This window comes from Dyadobacter sp. 676 (genome assembly GCF_040448675.1).
In the GTDB taxonomy this organism is placed as follows: domain Bacteria; phylum Bacteroidota; class Bacteroidia; order Cytophagales; family Spirosomataceae; genus Dyadobacter.
On the sequence record NZ_CP159289.1, the window covers coordinates 4,122,238 to 4,142,478 of the forward strand.

21 protein-coding genes and 1 pseudogene are annotated in these 20,241 nt (G+C 50.5%); 14 read left to right on the forward strand and 8 right to left on the reverse strand.

Annotated features, from left to right (window positions below):
* Nucleotides 1-24: 24 nt before the first annotated feature.
* Nucleotides 25-1,017 carry a UDP-glucuronic acid decarboxylase family protein gene (locus tag ABV298_RS18395; protein WP_353717643.1) on the forward strand — a complete coding sequence of 331 codons (993 nt, stop codon included), beginning with the start codon at nucleotides 25-27 and terminating at the stop codon, nucleotides 1,015-1,017.
* 118 nt (nucleotides 1,018-1,135) lie between these two features.
* Here the strand turns inward: ABV298_RS18395 and frr are convergent, their stop codons facing one another.
* From frr to dusB, 4 genes are all read right to left on the reverse strand, one after another.
* The gene (frr, locus tag ABV298_RS18400) at nucleotides 1,136-1,696 is read right to left on the reverse strand and encodes a ribosome recycling factor (protein WP_353717644.1); all 561 of its coding nucleotides are present in this window, start codon (nucleotides 1,694-1,696) and stop codon (nucleotides 1,136-1,138) included.
* Between the two features lie 23 nt (nucleotides 1,697-1,719).
* Entirely contained in the window at nucleotides 1,720-2,442 is a 723-nt protein-coding gene (gene pyrH, locus ABV298_RS18405) for a UMP kinase (RefSeq protein WP_353717645.1), read from the reverse strand.
* Nucleotides 2,443-2,504: 62 nt separating this feature from the next.
* Entirely contained in the window at nucleotides 2,505-3,032 is a 528-nt protein-coding gene (locus ABV298_RS18410) for a biotin/lipoyl-containing protein (protein ID WP_353717646.1), read from the reverse strand.
* A complete protein-coding gene (gene dusB, locus ABV298_RS18415) occupies nucleotides 3,026-4,015 on the reverse strand; it encodes a tRNA dihydrouridine synthase DusB (RefSeq protein WP_353717647.1) in 990 nt (329 codons plus the stop codon). Before dusB ends, ABV298_RS18410 begins: the two co-directional genes overlap by 7 nt.
* A gap of 114 nt (nucleotides 4,016-4,129) precedes the next feature.
* On the opposite strand from dusB, the gene ABV298_RS18420 reads away from it, so the two are divergent.
* From ABV298_RS18420 to ABV298_RS18435, 4 genes are all read left to right on the forward strand, one after another.
* Entirely contained in the window at nucleotides 4,130-5,095 is a 966-nt protein-coding gene (locus ABV298_RS18420) for a CPBP family intramembrane glutamic endopeptidase (RefSeq protein WP_353717648.1), read from the forward strand.
* Between the two features lie 23 nt (nucleotides 5,096-5,118).
* On the forward strand, nucleotides 5,119-5,340 hold the full coding sequence (locus ABV298_RS18425) for a DUF2007 domain-containing protein (RefSeq protein ID WP_353717649.1): 222 nt from the start codon (nucleotides 5,119-5,121) through the stop codon (nucleotides 5,338-5,340).
* Nucleotides 5,312-6,145, forward strand: coding sequence for a phosphatidate cytidylyltransferase (locus tag ABV298_RS18430; protein ID WP_353717650.1), 834 nt, complete (start codon nucleotides 5,312-5,314; stop codon nucleotides 6,143-6,145). Before ABV298_RS18425 ends, ABV298_RS18430 begins: the two co-directional genes overlap by 29 nt.
* A gap of 168 nt (nucleotides 6,146-6,313) precedes the next feature.
* Nucleotides 6,314-7,138, forward strand: coding sequence for a carboxypeptidase-like regulatory domain-containing protein (locus ABV298_RS18435; protein ID WP_353717651.1), 825 nt, complete (start codon nucleotides 6,314-6,316; stop codon nucleotides 7,136-7,138).
* Here the strand turns inward: ABV298_RS18435 and ABV298_RS18440 are convergent.
* A complete protein-coding gene (locus ABV298_RS18440) occupies nucleotides 7,065-7,874 on the reverse strand; it encodes a UDP-2,3-diacylglucosamine diphosphatase (protein WP_353717652.1) in 810 nt (269 codons plus the stop codon). The genes ABV298_RS18435 and ABV298_RS18440 overlap by 74 nt on opposite strands.
* Before the next feature lie 163 nt (nucleotides 7,875-8,037).
* Here ABV298_RS18440 and ABV298_RS18445 point away from each other — a divergent pair, with 163 nt between their 5' ends.
* Nucleotides 8,038-8,781: a hypothetical protein gene (locus ABV298_RS18445; protein WP_353717653.1), complete on the forward strand. Its 744-nt coding sequence runs from the start codon at nucleotides 8,038-8,040 to the stop codon at nucleotides 8,779-8,781.
* A 161-nt stretch (nucleotides 8,782-8,942) separates the two neighbouring features.
* On the opposite strand, the gene ABV298_RS18450 is transcribed toward ABV298_RS18445, so the two are convergent.
* On the reverse strand, nucleotides 8,943-9,482 hold the full coding sequence (locus ABV298_RS18450) for a DUF4494 domain-containing protein (protein WP_353717654.1): 540 nt from the start codon (nucleotides 9,480-9,482) through the stop codon (nucleotides 8,943-8,945).
* 146 nt (nucleotides 9,483-9,628) lie between these two features.
* Here ABV298_RS18450 and ABV298_RS18455 point away from each other — a divergent pair, with 146 nt between their 5' ends.
* From ABV298_RS18455 to ABV298_RS18490, 8 genes and pseudogenes are all read left to right on the forward strand, one after another.
* Entirely contained in the window at nucleotides 9,629-10,261 is a 633-nt protein-coding gene (locus tag ABV298_RS18455; RefSeq protein ID WP_353717655.1) for a hypothetical protein, read from the forward strand.
* A 38-nt stretch (nucleotides 10,262-10,299) separates the two neighbouring features.
* Nucleotides 10,300-12,126 (forward strand): hypothetical protein, encoded by a 1,827-nt coding sequence (locus ABV298_RS18460; RefSeq protein WP_353717656.1) that lies wholly within the window; start codon nucleotides 10,300-10,302, stop codon nucleotides 12,124-12,126.
* Between the two features lie 24 nt (nucleotides 12,127-12,150).
* Entirely contained in the window at nucleotides 12,151-12,915 is a 765-nt protein-coding gene (locus ABV298_RS18465) for an exodeoxyribonuclease III (protein WP_353717657.1), read from the forward strand.
* Between the two features lie 75 nt (nucleotides 12,916-12,990).
* Nucleotides 12,991-13,572: a Uma2 family endonuclease gene (locus ABV298_RS18470; protein ID WP_353717658.1), complete on the forward strand. Its 582-nt coding sequence runs from the start codon at nucleotides 12,991-12,993 to the stop codon at nucleotides 13,570-13,572.
* Nucleotides 13,573-13,605: 33 nt separating this feature from the next.
* Entirely contained in the window at nucleotides 13,606-14,211 is a 606-nt protein-coding gene (locus ABV298_RS18475) for a pseudouridine synthase (RefSeq protein ID WP_353717659.1), read from the forward strand.
* An 88-nt stretch (nucleotides 14,212-14,299) separates the two neighbouring features.
* Nucleotides 14,300-16,894, forward strand: a complete 2,595-nt coding sequence (mutS, locus tag ABV298_RS18480) for a DNA mismatch repair protein MutS (RefSeq protein ID WP_353717660.1) — start codon at nucleotides 14,300-14,302, stop codon at nucleotides 16,892-16,894.
* 55 nt (nucleotides 16,895-16,949) lie between these two features.
* Nucleotides 16,950-18,141, forward strand: a pseudogene (locus ABV298_RS18485) (nucleoside permease).
* Nucleotides 18,138-18,506 carry a DMT family protein gene (locus ABV298_RS18490; RefSeq protein ID WP_353717661.1) on the forward strand — a complete coding sequence of 123 codons (369 nt, stop codon included), beginning with the start codon at nucleotides 18,138-18,140 and terminating at the stop codon, nucleotides 18,504-18,506. Before ABV298_RS18485 ends, ABV298_RS18490 begins: the two are co-directional and overlap by 4 nt.
* 39 nt (nucleotides 18,507-18,545) lie before the next feature.
* Here ABV298_RS18490 and ABV298_RS18495 read toward each other — a convergent pair whose 3' ends face one another.
* Together ABV298_RS18495 and ABV298_RS18500 are read right to left on the reverse strand one after the other, a co-directional pair.
* Nucleotides 18,546-19,199: an RNA-binding protein gene (locus ABV298_RS18495; RefSeq protein WP_353717662.1), complete on the reverse strand. Its 654-nt coding sequence runs from the start codon at nucleotides 19,197-19,199 to the stop codon at nucleotides 18,546-18,548.
* Nucleotides 19,200-19,241: 42 nt separating this feature from the next.
* The gene (locus ABV298_RS18500; RefSeq protein ID WP_353717663.1) at nucleotides 19,242-20,075 is read right to left on the reverse strand and encodes an ATP/GTP-binding protein; all 834 of its coding nucleotides are present in this window, start codon (nucleotides 20,073-20,075) and stop codon (nucleotides 19,242-19,244) included.
* Nucleotides 20,076-20,241: the final 166 nt, after the last annotated feature.

Below are 20,241 nucleotides of genomic sequence, written 5' to 3' on the forward strand. Positions count from 1 at the left end.
TAAATACTTAACTTACTCATCTTAATGAAACGTGTTTTAATTACGGGAGCAGCAGGTTTCCTGGGTTCGCACCTCTGCGAGCGTTTTTTGAAGGAGGGAATGTATGTGATCGGGATGGACAACCTGATCACCGGTGATATGCGCAATATCGAACACCTGATGCCAAACCCTAACTTTGAGTTTTATCATCACGATGTAACCAAATATGTGCACGTACCGGGCGAGCTCGACTACATTATGCACTTCGCATCTCCGGCGAGTCCGATCGATTACCTGAAAATCCCGATCCAGACGCTCAAAGTAGGTGCAATGGGAACGCATAACCTGCTGGGATTGGCCCGTGCCAAAAAATCACGTTTCATTATCGCTTCCACTTCGGAGGTTTACGGCGATCCGCTCGTACACCCGCAGACCGAAGATTACTGGGGCCATGTGAACCCGATCGGGCCACGCGGCTGCTACGATGAGGCGAAACGTTATCAGGAGGCGATTACGATGGCATATCACCGCTATCACGGCCTGGAAACCCGCATCGTCCGCATATTTAACACCTACGGCCCCAGAATGCGCCTCAACGACGGACGGGTGCTGCCTGCTTTTATGGGACAGGCATTGCGTGGCGAGGACATTACCGTGTTCGGCGATGGCACGCAAACGCGTTCATTCTGTTATGTGGACGATCTGGTGGAAGGGATTTACCGCCTGCTGATGAGCGACTACTCGTTGCCGGTGAACATCGGTAACCCGATGGAAATCACGATCGGGCAGTTTGCGGAGGAGATTATCAAGCTGACCGGTACGGATCAGAAGGTAGTTTACAAACCGCTTCCGCAGGACGATCCGAAACAACGCCAGCCGGATATTACAAAAGCGAAGGAAGTCCTTGGATGGGAGCCCAAAGTATCGCGCGAAGAAGGTTTGCGCATCACCTACGACTATTTCCGCAGCTTGCCGAAAGAGCGGTTGTATGAAGAGTCGAATCACCGCGGCTTCGAAGGTTTTAGTGCGAAAAAGTGAGTTAACTTCGGCAGTCGGCTTTCTAAAAGGTTTGACAGCCGATAGCCGACAGCCGAAGTTAACCAATAAAAAACCCGCATTAAGCGGGTTTTTTATTGGTTAAGGTAGGGAATCAGTCTTATACTTCCATGATCTCCTTTTCCTTCACGGAGAATATCTGGTCTATTTTGGCGACATAGCTGTCGGTCAGTTTCTGAACACGTTCCTCACTGGATTTTACCAGATCCTCCGACACTCCTTCTTTTGTCAGCTTACGCAGCGAATTGTTCGCGTCCTGGCGGATGTTGCGAACGTTGATTTTGGCAGTTTCAATTTCGCCTTTCGCACGTTTTACCAGCTCGCGGCGGCGTTCTTCATTCAATGGGGGAACAGAAATACGGATTATTTCACCGTCGTTGGAAGGTGAAAAGCCAAGGTTACTGTTACGGATCGCCTTTTCGATGTCATTGATGATCTTTTTCTCGAAAGGTTTGATAGCCAGTGTCCGTGCGTCGGGCGTATTGATCGTCGCGACGTTCTGGATCGGCGTCATTGAACCATAGTATTCGATCTGAAGACCTTCCAGCATTTGCGGGGATGCTTTTCCGGCGCGGATTTTACCCAATTCTATAATAAGGTGTTTGATTGCGCCTTCCATGGTATCCTTGGCGTCGTCCAGATATAATTCTATTTCTTCCATCGTTTTATAGTAAACTGTATTTTCTATTTGTTCGAAATCAGGGTCCCGACTTCACCGCCCATTACCAGGTCATACAGGTTGCCAGGCTTGTTCATGTCGAATACGATGATCGGCAGATCATTTTCCTTACATAACGTAAATGCGGTAAGGTCCATAATCTTGAGATTTTTAGACAAAGCTTCGTCAAATGTAAGCTGGGAATATTTGGTCGCGTTCGGGTCTTTCTCGGGATCGGCGGTGTAAACGCCGTCCACACGGGTACCTTTCAAGACCACCTCCGATTCTGATTCGATGGCGCGGAGGCCGGCTGTGGTGTCGGTTGTGAAGTAGGGGTTACCGGTGCCCGCTCCGAAAATCACCACACGGCCCTTTTCGAGGTGGCGAATGGCGCGGCGGCGGATCAATGGCTCGCAAACCTGCTCCATTTTAATCGCCGACATCAGGCGGGTATTCACCCCGTGTTTTTCCAGCGAGCTCTGGATCGCCATGCCGTTGATAACGGTCGCGAGCATACCCATATGGTCACCCTGAACCCGGTCGATCCCTGATTTTTCCACGGAAGCCCCGCGGAATATATTTCCACCACCAATTACAATTGCAACCTGCACACCTACCTCGGTAATCCTTTTGATTTCCCTGGCATAATTATCGAGAATGTTGAAGTCGATGACCTGGGCTTTGTCGCCCCCGTTGAGTGCTTCTCCGCTGAGTTTCAGTAATAAACGTTTGTATTTTGGTTCCGGCATGGTTGTGATGTGGTGTTTTGATCCGTAAAAATAAGCGGACGAACCTCAGATTCACAAGTTATTTAATGAAACTCCAATAATACCTGGTTTTTTTCCACAATCTGTCCGGGCGTCACTTTCAGCGATTTAATGACCCCGCTGCCGGATGATTTGATCACGTTTTCCATCTTCATCGCCACCAGCACGAGCAGGTTGTCGCCTTTGGCAATGCTGTCGCCTTCGGCCACATTAATGGACTGGATCAGGCCCGGCATAGGGGCTTTTACATTGTTGATCTTTTGGCTGGAAGCGTTCTGCATTCCCATTTTTTCGAGCAGCAAATCGAGGTCGTCCCTGGTCGTGGTATGGTAATGCTGCCCGTTGATGAGCAAATGCGTCGTTTTTCCGGCCGGGTTACGGTCGATGACCTCGATATTGTAGGATCTGTTGTTCCGGATCACGTGGAAGCGGTTCTCGCCGAGCGCCACAATGTCGCCTTCAAATGCATTTCCATCGATAAACCAGCCTTCTTTTCGCCACTCGATCTCAAATGCCCTGCCATTCTCCGGCTGGTCGGCCTGCGGCTTGTTTCCCACATTTACTTTCAGCATACCATTTCGCTGTAATCGTTCGAAATTTCTTTCAGGATGCTGTCGAGTTCATCGAATGTAGGCGCTTCCACCAGGCGCATTCTGTAAGGTTTGAAGTGTTCCAACCCTTTGAAATAATTGGTATAATGCCTTCTCATTTCAAAAACACCCGCTACCGGTCCTTTCCAGCGGATCGAGAATTCCAGGTGCCTGCGGCAAACGTCCACACGCTGCTCCATGGTCGGTGGCGGCAACTTTTCGCCGGTTTTGAGGTAATGCTTGATCTCGTTGAATATCCAGGGGTTACCGATGGTCGCACGGCCGATCATGATGCCATCGACGCCATATCTGTTTTTGTATTCCAATGCCTTTTCGGGCGTGTCGACATCGCCATTACCGAAAATGGGGATCGTAATGCGCGGGTTTTCCTTCACTTTCGCAATCAGCGACCAGTCGGCGGAGCCTTTGTACATCTGCACGCGCGTGCGGCCGTGGATAGACAACGCCTTGATGCCGATATCCTGCAAACGCTCCGCTACCTCCTCGATGTTCTTCGTATTGTCGTCCCAGCCGAGGCGCGTTTTTACCGTCACAGGCAAATGTGTCGATTTGATTACGGATTCCGTCATTCTGACCATTTTGGGAATATCCTGCAATAATGCAGCGCCCGCACCGCGGCATGCGACATTCTTCACCGGACAGCCATAGTTGATATCGATCAGGTCGGGGTTCACACGGGAGGCGATTTCCGCGCATGAGCCCATCGTTTCCACATCGCTGCCGAAAAGCTGGATGCCGATGGGGCGTTCGTATTCAAAAATATCCAGTTTCTGAACGCTTTTGGCCGCGTCGCGAATAAGCCCCTCCGACGATACGAATTCGGTGTACATCAGGTCAGCGCCGTTTTCCTTGCAAACCGCGCGGAACGGCGGATCGCTCACGTCCTCCATCGGAGCAAGCAGCAGGGGAAAATCGCTCAGTTCTATATTTCCAATCTTAACCATAATCCTTCATCTCCGCTTCGTAGTAATACGCACCCGAACGGTAAGTCCTCGCCCGGGCGGGTTTACGAAGCCCTTATTTATAAATTGATAATAAACTGTAAATTTACACCAATTATGCAAAATAGTAACCCGAATCTGGTTGTTTCCCGCGTACCCGGCACCTGGGGCAGTTTACTGGTATTGGTAGGTTTCATGCTGATAGGCATGGCAGTAGGCAACGTGCTCGCGGTAATGGCACTGGCCATCTACCTCCATGCCGATACCGAAAGCGTAACGGCGCTGCTGACCCGGCTTTTTGCCGAACCCGAAAAAATACCAGACGGATGGAATGCATTGATGATCATGCAGGGTACGGTCCATTTCTTTTCCTACCTGCTTCCAACGCTCATTTACTGGTTCTATATCGAACGCCGTACGATCGGGCAGTTCAGCGCCGACCGTCGGCCGGCCTGGCCCATTTGGGTGCTGGCATTCGTTCTGGTACTCGCGTTTATCCCGGTGAACAGCAAGTTTATCGAATGGAACGCGGCGATGGAACTGCCCGATGCGTTGTCGGGACTGGAAAAGTGGATGCGGGACAAGGAGGACCAGTTGTCGGTGATGACCGAGTTCCTGACTAGCTACAAGAGTTTCGGTCAATTGCTGATCGCATTGTTTGTCGTAACACTCCTTCCGGCGCTTGGCGAGGAGGCGCTTTTTCGTGGTGTGGTGCAAACGAAGCTTTTTCGCGAATTGCGCAATATACATGTCGCTATATGGCTTTCGGCCGCTGTTTTCAGTGCTATCCATTTCCAGTTTTATGGTTTTCTGCCGCGGATGATGCTTGGTGCATTGTTCGGCTATCTGTATTACTGGACCGGGAATTTGTGGGTCGCCGTGCTTGCTCATTTTGTGAATAACGGCTTCGTGCTGGTAATGATGTACTTGCACAATATCGGCGCGGTGGAGATCAACATCGAGGAAGCCAAATCGATGCCGTTCATACTCATTCTCGCTTCGCTGGTAGTTTCGGCCACCATTCTCGGGGTGATCAGAAGGAACGGGCACGAGGGGCGAACCGGCCTCCCGCATAACTTTTAAGATATTTTAACATTTCAAAAATAATGGAGGAGAATTGGGCGAGAGCCTACCAGAGCGGACAGGCCATCCGGGCGGAAATAGCCCGCGAAATTTTGGAACAGAACGGAATCGCGGCGGTGATCGTGAACAAGCAGGACACCAGTTACCCGATCTTCGGAAACTTTGAAGTCCACGTGCCCGCGGCCGATCTGGAAAAGGCCCAAACCATACTGACGAATGAAGAAGCGTTTAAACAATCTGAGTAATTTACAACAAAGGACTATTACCGGACTTGCAGGCGTAATTGTCATTATCGGTTGCATTTTATACAGCGAATGGTCGTTTTTACTGCTTTTCTGCGCCATCAGCTCCCTTACGCAGCTTGAATTTTATAAACTGCTCGGCCTCGACGGCAACCAGCCGCTTACCTATTATGGCACGTTCTGTGGCACAGTCATGATACTTCTTGCGTATTTGATTGAGCAGGACATTGTACCGTTTGAAAATTACTTCATTATCAGCCCGTTGCTGTCGATGATCTTTTTTATCAAACTCTACAAAAAGAACGACCTGAAACCCTTTACGAACATCGGGTTTACATTCCTGGGTATTATTTACGTGGCGTTGCCGTTCGCACTGATCATCGTGATGGCCCTGCGCGGCGGGCGTTACAACTACGAAATCGTACTGGGGAGCCTGTTGCTGCTTTGGGCATCGGATATAGGCGGGTATTTTGCCGGTACGAAGTTTGGCAAAAGGAAGTTGTTCGAACGCATTTCACCCAAGAAGTCCTGGGAAGGCTCGATGGGCAGCGCGGTGTTCGCCGGGATTATCGCATTTGCGCTGGGGCATTATTTCCGTACCTTCGAGCCGTGGAAATGGTATTGCATCGGCGCCATTATCGTGGTGGTAGGCACTTACGGAGATCTGGTGGAGTCGTTGTTCAAGAGGAGTATCGCTATCAAAGACTCGGGAAGCAGTATTCCCGGCCATGGCGGCTTTCTCGACCGTTTCGACGGACTATTGCTCTCGGCACCATTTATTGTGACATTTTTAAAGTTATTTTCCTGAGTGAAACGGCTTTGTATAAAATGCAGGGCAATGACCGGTTACTCGGGGCGTTTGTAAAATAAGGAACGGAATTTTTACAAGCTTGCGGCAGACACTATTTGAAGGGAAATTTATCATCGTGCTAATCTAAGCTACCGGGCGGTTGTTCCGGGGCGTAATCTGGAAGGAATGAAACGGAGTTTTTTAATATTTTTCCTGGTGCTTGCGGGAATGTTGTGCGGGCGGGAAGCATTTGCTCAGGGTGAACAGAAGGCCATTATCTTCTCCGGCGTGGTGGTGGGAGGTAAAACAACCGAGCGTTTGCCGGGCGCCACCATTTTTATCGTAAACGCCGGCCGGGGGACGCTAGCGAAAAGCGACGGTTCTTTCACGATCCCGGTTTTTCCGGGTGATAGCATCGTGTTCAGCTATGTGGGTTACAAGAAGCAGTACCACGTTGTACCGAGAAACTATAATTCTGAACTCTATTCGGCGATTGTTGCATTACGCGAAGATGTGGTAACCCTTTCCGGCGTCACCATTTACCCATATTCCACCGAGGAAGAATTTAAAAAGGCTTTCCTTGCATTGAAACTGCCCGATCAGGCCGACCGGGATGCTTTGGCGAAAAGTACCGATCCGGATTACATCAACCGGCTGGCGGCTCAGATGCCCAACAATGCGCAGACCAACTACCGATATTCGATGGATCAGCTGATGTTCGGACGCGAATCGGCGGCTAATAAAGGTTTTGCGACGAGCTTCCCGTTCCTGAACCCGTTTGCTTGGGCGAAATTTATCAAGTCTGTTAAAAACGGGGATTTGAAGCAAAAGGATTGGAGCAAAGAACTGAATGCGACCCCGCGCGAAAATATTACCAAGCAGGACTTCATCACGCCGAGTCCAGGCGAAACGGAGGCTGCGAGAAAACGGGGGGGGACTAACCGATCGCCGGTCCGAATCTCTTCAATTGCAGATCATTGCCGTCGAACGCGGCATAATGCTGCTGGGTGACCCACTCGCCCAGGTTGATATAGCGCGACTGTGCGTTGACCTGCATATCCAGTACCAGATGCCGGTGCCCGAAAACGTAAAAGTCGTGATGCTGCGAGGCTTCGACTTCCCGGCAGTATTGAAACAGCCACTCGTTATCCGCACCGAGAAAGCGCTCTTCGCCTTTGTTCACATTGGCCAAACGGCTGCGTCTCGACCATTCGGAAGCAATCCACATGCCCACATCCGGATGCACCACGCGGAACAGCCACTGGAAAAAGCTGTTTTCAAATACCTTTTTCAGAAACTTATAGGTATGGTCTCCCGGGCCGAGGCCATCGCCATGACCTACGAGCAGCTTCTTCTCGCCGGACCCGGCCCTGATCGAAAAACTTACAGGGTTCCGGTAAATCGGTGCGCCGAGCTCTTCGGTCAGGTAGCCCGACATCCACATGTCGTGGTTGCCGGTGAAGACGACTAGCTCGATACCTTCGTCGGCCAATTCGGCCAGCTTGCCCAGCAAACGCACAAAGCCTTTTGGAATGGCACGGTTGTATTCAAACCAGAAGTCAAAAATATCGCCTACCAGGAAAATCGTCTGCGCATCGTGCCGGATCGATTCTAGCCAGCTTACAATGCGTTTCTCGCGCTCGCGACTGGCAGAGGCGGTGGGGACTCCCAGGTGAAAGTCCGACGAAAAGTAAATGCGGCGGCCGGGTGCGAGCGTAATGGTTTTTTGCTGGAACGAAAGACTCATGTAGATATGGCAAATGCGCCGCAATTTACGATGTTCGGCGGAAATGCTTGCAAAAGGGTTGTTTCAGGCTCCCGATCGTGACATGGCAGGACGGAAATCGGAGCGGTGGTATGGTTTTTCGATGTGCTATTTCTAGCTTGCATTCATTTTAAAGAACTGCCAAATGAAACGTTATCTCTCCATTTTAACCCTTTCGGTTTGCCTGTTGGGCGTTGTTCTGCCCGCATTGGCGCAAGCCCCTAAAAAGATACCGGCCGACAAGCAGCGCGCATTGCTCTGGAAGCCCGACAAAGGTCAGTACTATTTCAGCCACGCGCTGGTGTTCGACTACCAGAACAAGGCCGACAAAACCGCCGGAACGCTGAAAGTGCATCTGGACCCGGTTACGGGCGCGATGTGTTTTGTGAAGGAAACGAGTTTCGGCCAGGGCGGCAAGGCATTTGATTTCGTGATCGGTTTTCCCGACGGAAAATACATTTTCTGCGGAACGGACGAGGATGGCAAAAAAGTACGCGTCAATGAAGTGGTTAAAGAATTCAAACCCGACGCGGATACGAAAAAACAGCAGCAGGACGATTTCAAGACCTATTGCGTCCCGACAGAAAACAAACGCGAGGAATTTGGCCTCACCGCGACGGAATACGACCTTACCTATGCTACTTCGGGCAACAAAGAGAAAATCTGGCTCACGAAAACGTCATTCAGCGTGTACCCGCTTTATGGCCTCGAATTTGTTGAAAGTGCCGTCAGCCTGCCGGTTTCATTCGATTACATGAACCTGCTGCCTTCCGATCTGCTGCTTTCGGAGATCGATTCGAAGGATCTGGTATTGAAACTGAAAAATTTCGGGAAAGATCCTTACATGGCAAATACCAAAGGGTACGCGGTAGTGAAGGTTAACGATTGATTTTTTAAACGTCGGCCTGGCGTGGGAAAATGTCAGTCCGGGCGGAAAATGTTAGCTCTGAAGCGCGAATGTCACCCTGAGGCGGGGAATGTCACCCTGAGGGCAGTCGAAGGGTAAACGTGACACCGAGCGCCTCGACTGCACTCAGGGATGACATTCTGTCAAGCACTTTCAGCAGGTACATTTTCGGTTTGTATCCCCTCAGCTTGCACGCGTTCAGCCATTACCTCGGCCAACGGGCGCATATTTGCGGGGATTTCGGGCTCCAGATCCTCTTCCGCTGAATAAGGGAACACGTCGAGGATCGGGGTAAGGGTAATGTCGGTCACTTCGTAGGGGATCAGGAAATTGCGCATGCTTTCGTTGATCCGGTCGAGGGCTTGCTGGATACCTTCTGCATTCACCAGCATGTAGTTCACGATTTTCTTCTCTTTTCCGCTTTTCTCGTCCACAGAAAAGTAAATCACCTTCGCCTTGAACCACTGTTCGCCTTCTTCGTAAGAAAAGAGGTCGGCGAGGCGCATTCTTGAAATGGCGGTAACGCTGAAATCGCTGGCATCGGTGACGATCTGCTTGTAGAGCCGTGCCTCCGACTCGGTGTACGAAACGGCGTCCACCAGATACGTCTCATTGATCGTTTTCAACCTTCCTGCTTCATCTTCTTTTTGATACCGAATTTTTCCTAAATACCAGCTGGCCATATTCGTGTTGATTGGGTGAAAATTAGAGTCTGCAAATGTAGAGGCTTGGCTGAAAGCACGCAAAAAAATAACACCTTAAACTAATAATCCATGCCGCGGGTATGCGTTCTGATACTTACTGTTTAACTTGCGTAAAATATATTGTAATGAAAAAACACATTTGGATGGCCGTAATCGTGCTGGTTACGGCTGTAATGTCGGGTTGTGGCGTGAGCCGCCAGGTTTCGGAGGCGAAGGCTTTCGGGGATTGTAAATACAACATCGCGTCGGTGGACAGCGTCTATCTGGCGGGCATCGATGTCCGCGAGTTCCGGAATCTCAGAAGTTTCAGCGATTTTGACTTGGCCAAATATCCCGGACTGGCAATGGGCCTGTTAAGAAAGAATGTCCCGCTGAACCTACGCGTGAACGTCGATATTACCAACCCAACCCGCAAGCGGGCGGCTATCAACCAGCTTGAATATAAAGTGTTGCTTTCTGAAAATGAGATTTTTAACGGCTATTTAAGTCAGCTGATAGAAGTCCTGCCGGGCACCACGCCAACACGCGTGCCGGTGAGCTTGCAAACGAATGCGTATCAATTGATTTCGAACGATCAGACGCGGGATCAGTTTGTAAATATGATCCTGGCGCTGACAGGCAAGTCGGACGCGAAACCTTCGAAATTCGTTGTGAAAGTAAGGCCGACGTTGGATATTGCCGGAAAACAGGTCAATTATCCCGGCTATATCACGTTTGAAAAGGAAATAACCAGCCAGATGATCACCGGGGCGCGGTAGACTCCACGCCCGGTCGCATCTCAAACTGCCACACTGTTTTGAAGCAATTTCTGGAAAACCCTCATCTGTTCGAGTATTACAGCATCGTCGTTGTCCTGCTGCTGCTTTTTGCCGCAACATTTTTGGTTGAAAAAATAAAGGCCTGGCGCCGGTGGCTGGGAGTCGGGCTGATCGCGGCTCCGGTAATCTATTTCTTTCTTCTGCTCGACGCCCACCTGGTCAATATTCCATATACCGACGATTTCAATCTGCTCGAAACGGTACAGAAACTTCGCAATGCGGGCGGTTTTATAGAGATGCTGAAAGTGCTTTTCGAGCAGGTAAACCAACACAGGTTCGCATTCGAACGCATTGTGATGCTGCTTATGTTCGTGCTCACGGGGACCGTCAATATCAAAACGCAGATCATCATCGGGAACCTGTTCCTGTTCGGGATCGGCTATTTGTTGTATGAGGGTTTGAGGAGAGAGCGCATTTCCTGGTACCTGTTCATTCCGGTTCCCTACCTGCTTTTCAACCTGGTTTATTTTGAAAATGCCTATTGGGGAATCGCGGCACTGCAAAATACGCCGTTGATCTTTTTTGCATTTCTAACCGCGCACGGCCTCGCGCGGCAAGACCGGAAGGGTTTCCGCATTGCAGTTGCCGCGGCATTGCTGACGACCTTTACAAGCGGTAGCGGCATGCTCGCCTGGATTATCGGAATGGTGATACTGGCATTCCAGAAACGGTTCAAAAATCTGCTGTGGTGGATGTCGGGCATGGTCGCGGTGCTGCTTTTCTATTTCCTGTTCGACTATACCTTCATCCAATCGCCGGGTGAAAAGGTTTGGGACCACCCGGTTTTCAATGCGATTTATGTATTCGCTTTCTGGGGAAATGCATTGTTCCTCGACGTTCGTCACCCGCTTGTGCCGGTTTTTCATAAGGACCTGATCGCGTGCGTCGTGCTGGGGGCGGGTATCGCGTTTCTCTTCGGAATTTGGGTGATCAGGGTGTTGATCTCCCGAAAGCCCGGCTGGGCCGACTGGTTTCTATGGGGCGCATTGATGTTCACTATGGGCACCGGGGCTATGTTCGTGATCAGCCGCCCCATTCCCGACTACGTCATGTATGGCGGCACCGTATTTTCGAGGCGTTATATGATTTTCGGGGTCGTGTTGCTGGCGACCTGCTATGTTTGCCTGGTCGTGATTTTGAAGGACTGGAAGAAGTGGAAAGATGCATTGGCCGTAGCGGCTTTGCTGGCTTTCGGTATCCTGAATTTCGTCAGCTATTACCTCTCAATCGCTCAAATCCGAAAACTGCACGATGAACTGGTGATTGACAGTTATTTCTGGAAAAATTACAACACTTTCCTGACCGTGGGTGAGGTCTTTACCGATATTCCGTTCTGGAACCATCCCACACGCATGCGCGACCTGATAACTGGGCTGGAATCGGATGGCATAACCGACTTTTACCAGTTTTACGATATGCCGGCACAGGAACGGCTGATCCGGGAAACAGGGGTGAGCAACCGGACATTTGCGGGAGAATTCGACGCACAGTTTCAGTTCAGGAATGGCGATTACAACCGTTACATGAAGTATTTTAAGTTTTCCGCTACGCCGGACAATGTCCCGAAAGGTACATTCTATTTCGTTCTGGAATCTGCCCGCTATAACATCGTGCTCCCGGCGGTACCCGTGCCGAATACATTTTCCGATTTTTTACGAAAAGCTACATATTACAGCAACAATTACCAGTACGGGCTTTACAAACCCAAGCTACCCGAAGGAAAATACCGGGCATGGATCATGTCGCGGGGCGACTCAGGCAAATGGGAGTCAGTTTACACCGGGAAGCAAGTACTGTTTTATTAGCGCCCGGAACGGCCACCCTCATTTATGCAAATACTTACTTATAACCTGAACGGCATTCGCGCTGCATTGAAAAACGGCCTGCTCGACTGGCTTCAAACGACGCCCGCCGATATTCTTTGTTTTCAGGAAGTGAAAGCGACGCCCGATGTCGTCGATCTCTCCGGCTTCCAGGCACTCGGTTACGAGCTGGCGGGATGGCATGCCGCCGAGAAAAAAGGCTACAGCGGCGTGGCTATATTTTCGAAAATCAAACCGGATCATGTGATCGCTGGGTGCGGCATCCCCGCCTATGACTCGGAGGGCCGCGTGTTGCGCGCGGATTTCGGCGATATAACGGTGCTGAACTGCTACTTTCCGTCGGGGACCAGCGGCGACATCCGCCAAAGTGTAAAAATGCGCTTCCTCGCCGATTTTTTTGTTTGGGTAAATGAATTGAGAAAGGAACGTCCGAACCTGATCATCTGTGGCGACTATAATATCGCCCACACGGAAATCGACATTCACGACCCGGTACGGAACCAGAAGTCGTCGGGCTTCCTTCCCGAGGAGCGCGCCTGGATGACCGAATGGTTTGCCAGCGGCTACACCGACGCATTCCGGTTCATGAACCCGACCCTGCGCCAATACTCCTGGTGGACCTACCGTGCCGGTGCCCGGGGCAATAACAAGGGCTGGCGTATCGATTACATTTCCGTCGCCGATCCGATCAAACACCGCATCGTCGCTGCCCGCCAGTACAACGACGCCGTCCATTCGGACCATTGTCCGGTGTGGTTGGAAATCGGGTAGGGGGTTGGGCGTGGATGTGTCTTTCAATAGCGACGATATTTATTTATTTTTATAGAAGCGAAAACTCAATGATTAATGGATACCGAAATGCAGTTGACTTTAAGGATGGTTAGCCCGATGAGTGATGAAGAATTCTTTCAGTTCTGCCAGATCAACGACACACTAGAGTTCGAAAGGGACTCGCATGGAAATATTATACTTATGTCACCAACTGGAACGTTAACGGGTAGTTTTCACCCTCATATCCTGGCAGCCATTTACAACTGGAACGTGGTCTCGGGCCTGGGCGAAGTTTTCGATTCATCTACCGGGTTTACGTTGCCGAATGGGGCGGTGAGGTCTCCCGATGCGTCTTGGATCAGAGCTGAGCGCTGGAATAGTGTTCCCGAGGATAGAAAGGATAAATTTGCACCAATCTGCCCTGATTTTGTGGTAGAAGTTCGTTCCAAGTCGGATGAGCTAAATTATTTGCCCGAAAAAATGAAGGAATATATAGGTAATGGTGCACAACTTGGATGGTTGATCGATCGCTTTGATAAAAAGGTCTACGTTTTTCGGGCGGATGCCCCAGTTGAAGTTCTGCCGACCAATGTAATTCTTTCCGGGGAAAATGTTCTACCCGGCTTCTCGCTAAATCTGGGCAAGTTCGTCAAATAAGCAGTAGCTCCGCAGTTTTAACATTTGTCAGTTTTGTTCCAATACTTCCTCATCTACAAGCCCTTCGGAATGCTTTCGCAATTCTCGCGAGAGGGCGACCATCCGACGCTGGCTGATCTCGATTTTACATTTGCCAAAGATATCTACCCGGTAGGCCGCCTCGACGCGGATAGCGAGGGGCTTTTGCTTCTGACCAACGATAATTTTCTCAAAACAAAGCTCCTCGAACCGCGCAACAGGCATACGCGCACGTATTATGTGCAGGTGGAGGGAGACGTAACCGATGAAGCTTGCAGGCGGCTTTCGGGCGGCGTGACGATTTCCATTAGCGGGAAGCCATATAAGACGTTGCCCGCCGAAGTAATGAAAATCGGCGAACCCAGCTTGCCCGAACGCAATCCGCCGGTCCGTTTCCGGAAAAATATCCCTACGTCGTGGATCTCGGTTACATTGCACGAAGGAAAGAACCGGCAGGTGCGGCGGATGACCGCGGCGGTGGGTTTCCCGACGTTGCGGCTCGTGCGGTGGTCTATCGGAAAAATTTCATTGGCGGATAAAAAAAATAATTTTCCTAACCCGGGGGACGTATGGGAAGTTACGCCGAAGGAGGCTAAACTTTTTTATGAAAGGACCTTTTGACGAGGGTATAAATCATTTGCCCCGACTTGCCAAACCGGAGAGAAGGCTTAATTTTGTACAAATGCTGTTCTTAAAATTAGGCTGATAATTGGCAAAGGCACATAAAGAAACTCCGCTTAATAAACAATACAATCAGATCAAAGCCAAATACCCCGGAGCATTGCTGCTTTTCCGGGTCGGCGACTTTTATGAGACGTTCGGCGAGGACGCCGTAAAAGCATCCAAGATACTGGGAATCGTGCTTACACGCCGGAATAACGGCGGTGCGCATGAGGAACTGGCTGGTTTCCCACATCATTCGCTGGACAACTACCTGCCCAAACTCGTACGTGCGGGCGAGCGCGTGGCGATCTGCGATCAGCTGGAAGACCCGGCCGCAGCAAAAGGCATCGTGAAGCGCGGCGTAACCGAATTGGTAACGCCCGGTGTGTCGTTCAACGACAACGTGCTCGATATCCGGAAGAATAACTACCTCGCGGCGGTACACGTTGGCGGTGAAGGCATGTACGGCATAGCGTTTCTGGATATTTCAACGGGCGAATTCATGGCCTCGCAGGGCAATGCGGCCTATATTGATAAAATGTTGCAGGGTTTTGCGCCTGCGGAGGTACTCTACTGCAAAAAACACAAGCAGGAATTTAACGAACTTTTCGGAGGGAAATACCACACTTTTCACCTGGAAGACTGGTGCTTTGGCTACGACTACGGCTTTGAGCAGCTCACCGGCCATTTTCAAACCACGACTTTGAAGGGTTATGGAATCGATACGCTGCCGCTGGGCATTGTGGCGGCAGGGGTGATTTTGCATTACCTGCGCGAAACCGAGCACAAGGAAGTAGCGCATATCAGCCGCATTACGCGTTTGGAGGAAGAAAAATATGTGTGGCTCGACCGTTTTACCGTCCGGAACCTGGAACTCGTATATCCCCAGCAGGAAGGCGGTGTACCTTTGATCGACATTCTCGACCACACGGTAACGCCTATGGGGGCACGGCAGCTGCGGAAATGGATGGTGCTGCCTTTGAAAGAAAAGGCACCGATTGAAGAGCGTTTGAATGCCGTCGGCTATTTCCTTGCGCATGAAGAGTTGCACGAGTCGTTGGTCCAGTATTTCAAACAGATCGGCGATCTGGAACGTCTGATTTCCAAAGTGGCGGTGCGGCGTATCAATCCGCGGGAACTGGTTCAGCTTAAAAAATCCCTGAAACAGATCGCGCCGGTGAAAGAACTGCTGACGGGCGATATTCTAGGCAAGTTCGCCGGGCAGCTGGATGCCTGCGAAGCGCTGGTGGAGAAAATCGAGCATGAGCTTCGCGACGACGCGCCCATACTATCGAACCAGGGCAGAATGATCAAAAGCGGCGTGGACGCCGAGCTGGACGAACTCCACGCGATTTCTTACGAAGGAAAAGACTATCTGATCAGACTCCAGAACCGCGAGATCGAGCGGACGGGTATCGGCTCGCTTAAAATCGCTTATAACAAGGTTTTCGGATATTACCTGGAAGTTACACACGCCCATCAGAACAAGGTACCCGCCGACTGGATCCGCAAACAGACGCTGGTGAATGCGGAACGCTATATTACCCCCGAGCTCAAAGAGTACGAGGAAAAGATCATGAATGCCGAAGACCGCATTTCGGCGATCGAATTCAGGATTTTCAGTGAGCTTGTGCAAAAAGCGGCGGAATTTGTGGGGGCAATTCAGCAGAATGCGGTGGTGATTTCGGCGCTGGATGTACTCAGTTCGTTTGCATTGGCGGCGAGGAAGAACAAATATGTAAAGCCGGGTATCAGCGAAGGTAATGAGCTGGACATCAAGGAAGGCCGCCATCCGGTGATCGAGCAGCAACTGCCGGTCGGTGAAAGTTATGTGCCGAATGATGTTTACCTCGACGATTCCAGTCAGCAGATTATCATTATCACCGGTCCGAATATGGCCGGAAAGTCGGCACTGCTGAGGCAAACGGCGTTGATCGTCCTGATGGCACAAATGGGGTCGTTTGTACCTGCGAAATCGGCGACGGTAGGTATTGTGGACAAGGTGTTCACAAGGGTCGGGGCAAGTGATAACCTGAGCCGTGGCGAAAGTACATTCATGGTAGAAATGACGGAAACGGCCAGTATCCTGAACAACCTGAGCAGCAAGAGCCTGGTATTAATGGACGAGATCGGTCGGGGGACGAGTACTTACGACGGCGTTTCCATAGCCTGGGCCATTACCGAATATCTTCATAACCAATCCAATTGCCGGCCGAAAACACTTTTTGCCACACATTACCACGAGCTTAACCAGTTGGCGGAAGATTTCCCCCGGATCAAGAACTTTAATGTGGCTGTAAAGGAGGTCGACAATAAGGTGGTTTTCCTGCGCAAACTGAAACCGGGCGGCAGTGCCCACAGCTTCGGTATCCATGTGGCGCAGATCGCCGGAATGCCGCAGCCGATCGTGTTGCGCGCCAGCGAAATCATGCAGCATCTCGAAAAGGACCACGTGGCCCATGAGCACAAGAAGCGCGTGAAGGACATCCCGAAAAATAATTTCCAGCTGAGCATCTTCGAACCGGCGGACCCGCGTTTGGAGGAGCTGAAAGAAAAGCTGTTACTGGTGGATGTCAATACATTGTCGCCTATCGAAGCACTGCTGAAACTGAACGAATTGCAGAAGCTCATCAGAAAGTAATACCGATTTTCAACTTAATACCAATTAAAATCTCCTATAACCGCTAACCTAGTTTATGAAAAACTCGACCCGCTTTCAGTTGATGGCCATGATGTTCCTGCTCTATTTCATATGGGGCTCATGGTATGGTCAAATGAGCAAGTACATGTTTACCGAGCTGGGCGCAACGGGCGTCCAGGTGGGTAATGCCTATGCGGCCTTTTCCATTGCGATGATCATCGCGCCTTTCTTCGTCGGAATGATCGCCGACCGTTATTTCGCCGCCCAAAAAGTATTGGGTGTATTGAGCCTCGCAGGTGCAGGAATTCTGTATGTGCTCTCGGAAATCAAGGACCCCGACACATTTTTCTGGGTGATATTGCTGTACTGTATTACGTTCGCGCCAACGATGTCGCTCACGACGTCCATTGCAATGCAGCAGGTTACCAATTCCGAAAAGGATTTTCCCGCGATCCGTGTGATGGGTACCGTGGCCTGGATCGTGGTAACGAATATTATCGGTTATTACGAAATCGGCGGCACATCGCTGATCTTCAAAATCTCGATGTTCTCGGCGGCGTTCCTCGGTGTTTATTCGTTCTTTTTGCCCGATACCCCCCCCGAAACCGAGCTCGCACACGTCTTTCGCCGATATTTTGGGTCTGGATGCATTTAAGTTATTCAAAGACCGGTCGTTCGCTATTTTCTTCATTTCTTCCCTGCTGATCTGTATCCCGCTTTCGTTCTATTATGCGATGGCCAACCCGTCGCTGACCGACTCGGGCATGACCAACGTCGAAAACAAAATGTCATTGGGGCAGGCTTCCGAAGTCGTATTTATGCTGCTGATTCCGTTGGCGTTTGCACGGTTTGGAGTGAAATGGATGCTGGTAGTCGGACTTATCGCCTGGATCATCCGCTTCATTGGCTTCGGCTATGGCGATGCTTCCAGCGAATGGCTGCTTTACCTGGCGATCGTGCTCCATGGCGTTTGTTACGACTTTTTCTTCGTAACCGGCCAGATTTATACTGACAGCAAGGCCGGTGAGCAATACCGTTCTTCCGCACAGGGATTGATTTCCATCGCTACCTACGGCATCGGTATGGGTATCGGTTCATGGATCTCCGGAGTTGTGGCGGACATGTATACCGTGGACAATGTGAAAAACTGGACGTCCATCTGGATGGTGCCTGCGGGTATCGCGGCAGTGGTACTCGTTCTGTTCGTATTGTTCTTCCGGGATAACAAGGTTAAAGCAGCCGCATGAAGTCCTTCGTCACCATCGGCCTCCTGATCCTGTCCAACGCCTTCATGACGATGGCGTGGTATGGACATTTGAAATTCAAGGAGTTGGGTTGGTTCAGCAAACTGGGGCTATTCTCCATAATCCTCATCAGCTGGGGAATAGCCCTGTTTGAATATTGCTTTCAGGTACCTGCCAACAGGATTGGTTTTAAGGAGAATGGCGGACCATTTTCGCTCGTGGAGCTTAAAGTGATCCAGGAAGTGATTACGCTGGTCATTTTCACGGTGTTTACGCTCGTCTTTTTCAAAACGGAAACTTTTCGATGGAACCACTTCGTCGGTTTCGTCTTCCTGGTCCTGGCGGTTTACTTCATATTCAGGAAATAGAAAAAGCCTGCAAGTTTTTCGCTTGCAGGCTTTTTCTTATCAATACCAATCGTCGTCATCGTCGTTGATGCGGCGGCTGTAATCTTTCGACCCACCCCCGCCTTTCTTACTGTAACGGTCCTCGAATTTGGGCTTGCCGCCTTGCTGGTGCCGGTTGTGGTCGCGGTCGTGATGCCCTTTGTCGCGCTGCTTGTCGGCGTGCCGGAAATTTCCGCCGGAAAAACCGCCACGATCGCCAAAGCTGCGGTCCGGGGCAGTAGTTCTGGCCGGGGCGTCGTCATCATCCGGCTCGTCGTCGAGGGGTTCCTGGCGGGCATAGTCTCTGCCGGTATTTCTATCTTCCGTATAAGGCGTTCTTTTGGCAGGCGCTTCGTTGCCGGCGGGCCGGGGCGGTCGGTTAAATCCGCCTTCGCGGTTGCGCACATCGGGCCGGGGAGCGCCGCTTCCGGGTTCTCTCTTTTGGGATTCATTCACAACGAGCGGTCTGCCGTACATTTCCGCCCCGTTCAATGCGTTGATGGCGGTTCTGGCTTCCACTTCATCGGGCATTTCCACAAACCCGAAGCCTTTGCTTTGACGCGTGATCTTGTCAATGATAATTTTCGCCGAGCTCACTTTGCCATACTTTTCGAAAGCTTCACGCAGCTCGCTTTCCTTTAACTTAAAAGAAAGACTCCCAACAAAAATGTCCATGAAACGCCTTGTTTTTTATTGATTTAGATGTTATAAATATATTTACTTTAATTGATAAGCCACGACATTGTTTTTCATGAAGGTTGGGACGTAAACAATCTTCTTGGCAGGGTCGTAACCAATATCGGCAGAATTCGTTTTATCTGCGCTCGTGTCGAGCAGCTTTTCGGTAGTTCCGTCTGATTTTACATAATAAATAATTCCGGCCCAGCACGAGACGATGTATTCGCCCGGCTTCACCTGTTCGATACCGTCGGTGCTTTTATCCATACCTTCGGCTAGTACGGTTATCTGCTTGGATGGCGTCAATTTTTTCAAACTGCCGCTGTCTGCGATCAAAAGGTCGCTGCCGACTGCCAGCAATCCATTGGGGCGGGTAAGTTCTTCAAAATAGGTGGAAACTTTGCCGTCCCTGATCGCGTGCACCTTCTTGGTATCGGAGTCAGAAACATAAATCGTACCTTTTGAATCGATCGTAAGGTCGTTCAGGAATTTGGCGCCTTCGATTTCATGTTTCTTGTCGATTTTCCCCGATTTGATATCGATCTCCACCACTTCGGTCAGGTCGGCCACAAACAGTTTGCCGCCTTTAATGCCCATTCCCTTGGGGGCGTTCAGGCCGGTAACCCAGTCTTGAGCGATGATCTTGCCGTCCAGGCCTACTTTTGCAATCCCGCCTTTGCCATCCTTTTCGCCCGCTTTGCCGTCGATCTGCGCCACATAGAGCGCTTTGCCCGACGCGCTGTATAAAACGGATTCGGGAACCGGAAGGGAGGCTTCGGAAGACCACAGCCGGGTAAGCGAATGTTGTGCCTGAGTGGATAGGGCTGTGAATGAAGATAGCAGTGTTGCGAGCAGGAAACGTTTGGTTTTCATACAGTTTGATTTTGAAAATAGATCTGTCAGTTACGAACGGGGATTCATTTTCATATCAAGAGCCAAACTCGGCTTATTTACTTTTCTTGATCTTGATTTTCTGATTATTATATCAAAGCTAAATAAAATTGCCCAAAGTGATCCAAGGGGGCATTTTTTAATTTTT

What these genes read in the sequence shown, in the direction of transcription:
- dusB (WP_353717647.1), bottom strand. Translation starts at nt 4,015, where the DNA reads ATGGTTAAGATTGGAAATATAGAACTGAGCGATTTTCCCCTGCTGCTT.
- ABV298_RS18425 (WP_353717649.1), top strand. Translation starts at nt 5,119, where the DNA reads ATGGAGGAGAATTGGGCGAGAGCCTACCAGAGCGGACAGGCCATCCGG.
- ABV298_RS18420 (WP_353717648.1), top strand. Translation starts at nt 4,130, where the DNA reads ATGCAAAATAGTAACCCGAATCTGGTTGTTTCCCGCGTACCCGGCACC.
- ABV298_RS18495 (WP_353717662.1), bottom strand. Translation starts at nt 19,199, where the DNA reads ATGGACATTTTTGTTGGGAGTCTTTCTTTTAAGTTAAAGGAAAGCGAG.
- ABV298_RS18490 (WP_353717661.1), top strand. Translation starts at nt 18,138, where the DNA reads ATGAAGTCCTTCGTCACCATCGGCCTCCTGATCCTGTCCAACGCCTTC.
- frr (WP_353717644.1), bottom strand. Translation starts at nt 1,696, where the DNA reads ATGGAAGAAATAGAATTATATCTGGACGACGCCAAGGATACCATGGAA.
- ABV298_RS18435 (WP_353717651.1), top strand. Translation starts at nt 6,314, where the DNA reads ATGAAACGGAGTTTTTTAATATTTTTCCTGGTGCTTGCGGGAATGTTG.
- ABV298_RS18500 (WP_353717663.1), bottom strand. Translation starts at nt 20,075, where the DNA reads ATGAAAACCAAACGTTTCCTGCTCGCAACACTGCTATCTTCATTCACA.
- pyrH (WP_353717645.1), bottom strand. Translation starts at nt 2,442, where the DNA reads ATGCCGGAACCAAAATACAAACGTTTATTACTGAAACTCAGCGGAGAA.
- ABV298_RS18445 (WP_353717653.1), top strand. Translation starts at nt 8,038, where the DNA reads ATGAAACGTTATCTCTCCATTTTAACCCTTTCGGTTTGCCTGTTGGGC.
- ABV298_RS18465 (WP_353717657.1), top strand. Translation starts at nt 12,151, where the DNA reads ATGCAAATACTTACTTATAACCTGAACGGCATTCGCGCTGCATTGAAA.
- ABV298_RS18440 (WP_353717652.1), bottom strand. Translation starts at nt 7,874, where the DNA reads ATGAGTCTTTCGTTCCAGCAAAAAACCATTACGCTCGCACCCGGCCGC.
- ABV298_RS18430 (WP_353717650.1), top strand. Translation starts at nt 5,312, where the DNA reads ATGAAGAAGCGTTTAAACAATCTGAGTAATTTACAACAAAGGACTATT.
- ABV298_RS18410 (WP_353717646.1), bottom strand. Translation starts at nt 3,032, where the DNA reads ATGCTGAAAGTAAATGTGGGAAACAAGCCGCAGGCCGACCAGCCGGAG.
- ABV298_RS18395 (WP_353717643.1), top strand. Translation starts at nt 25, where the DNA reads ATGAAACGTGTTTTAATTACGGGAGCAGCAGGTTTCCTGGGTTCGCAC.
- ABV298_RS18450 (WP_353717654.1), bottom strand. Translation starts at nt 9,482, where the DNA reads ATGGCCAGCTGGTATTTAGGAAAAATTCGGTATCAAAAAGAAGATGAA.
- ABV298_RS18455 (WP_353717655.1), top strand. Translation starts at nt 9,629, where the DNA reads ATGAAAAAACACATTTGGATGGCCGTAATCGTGCTGGTTACGGCTGTA.
- ABV298_RS18470 (WP_353717658.1), top strand. Translation starts at nt 12,991, where the DNA reads ATGGATACCGAAATGCAGTTGACTTTAAGGATGGTTAGCCCGATGAGT.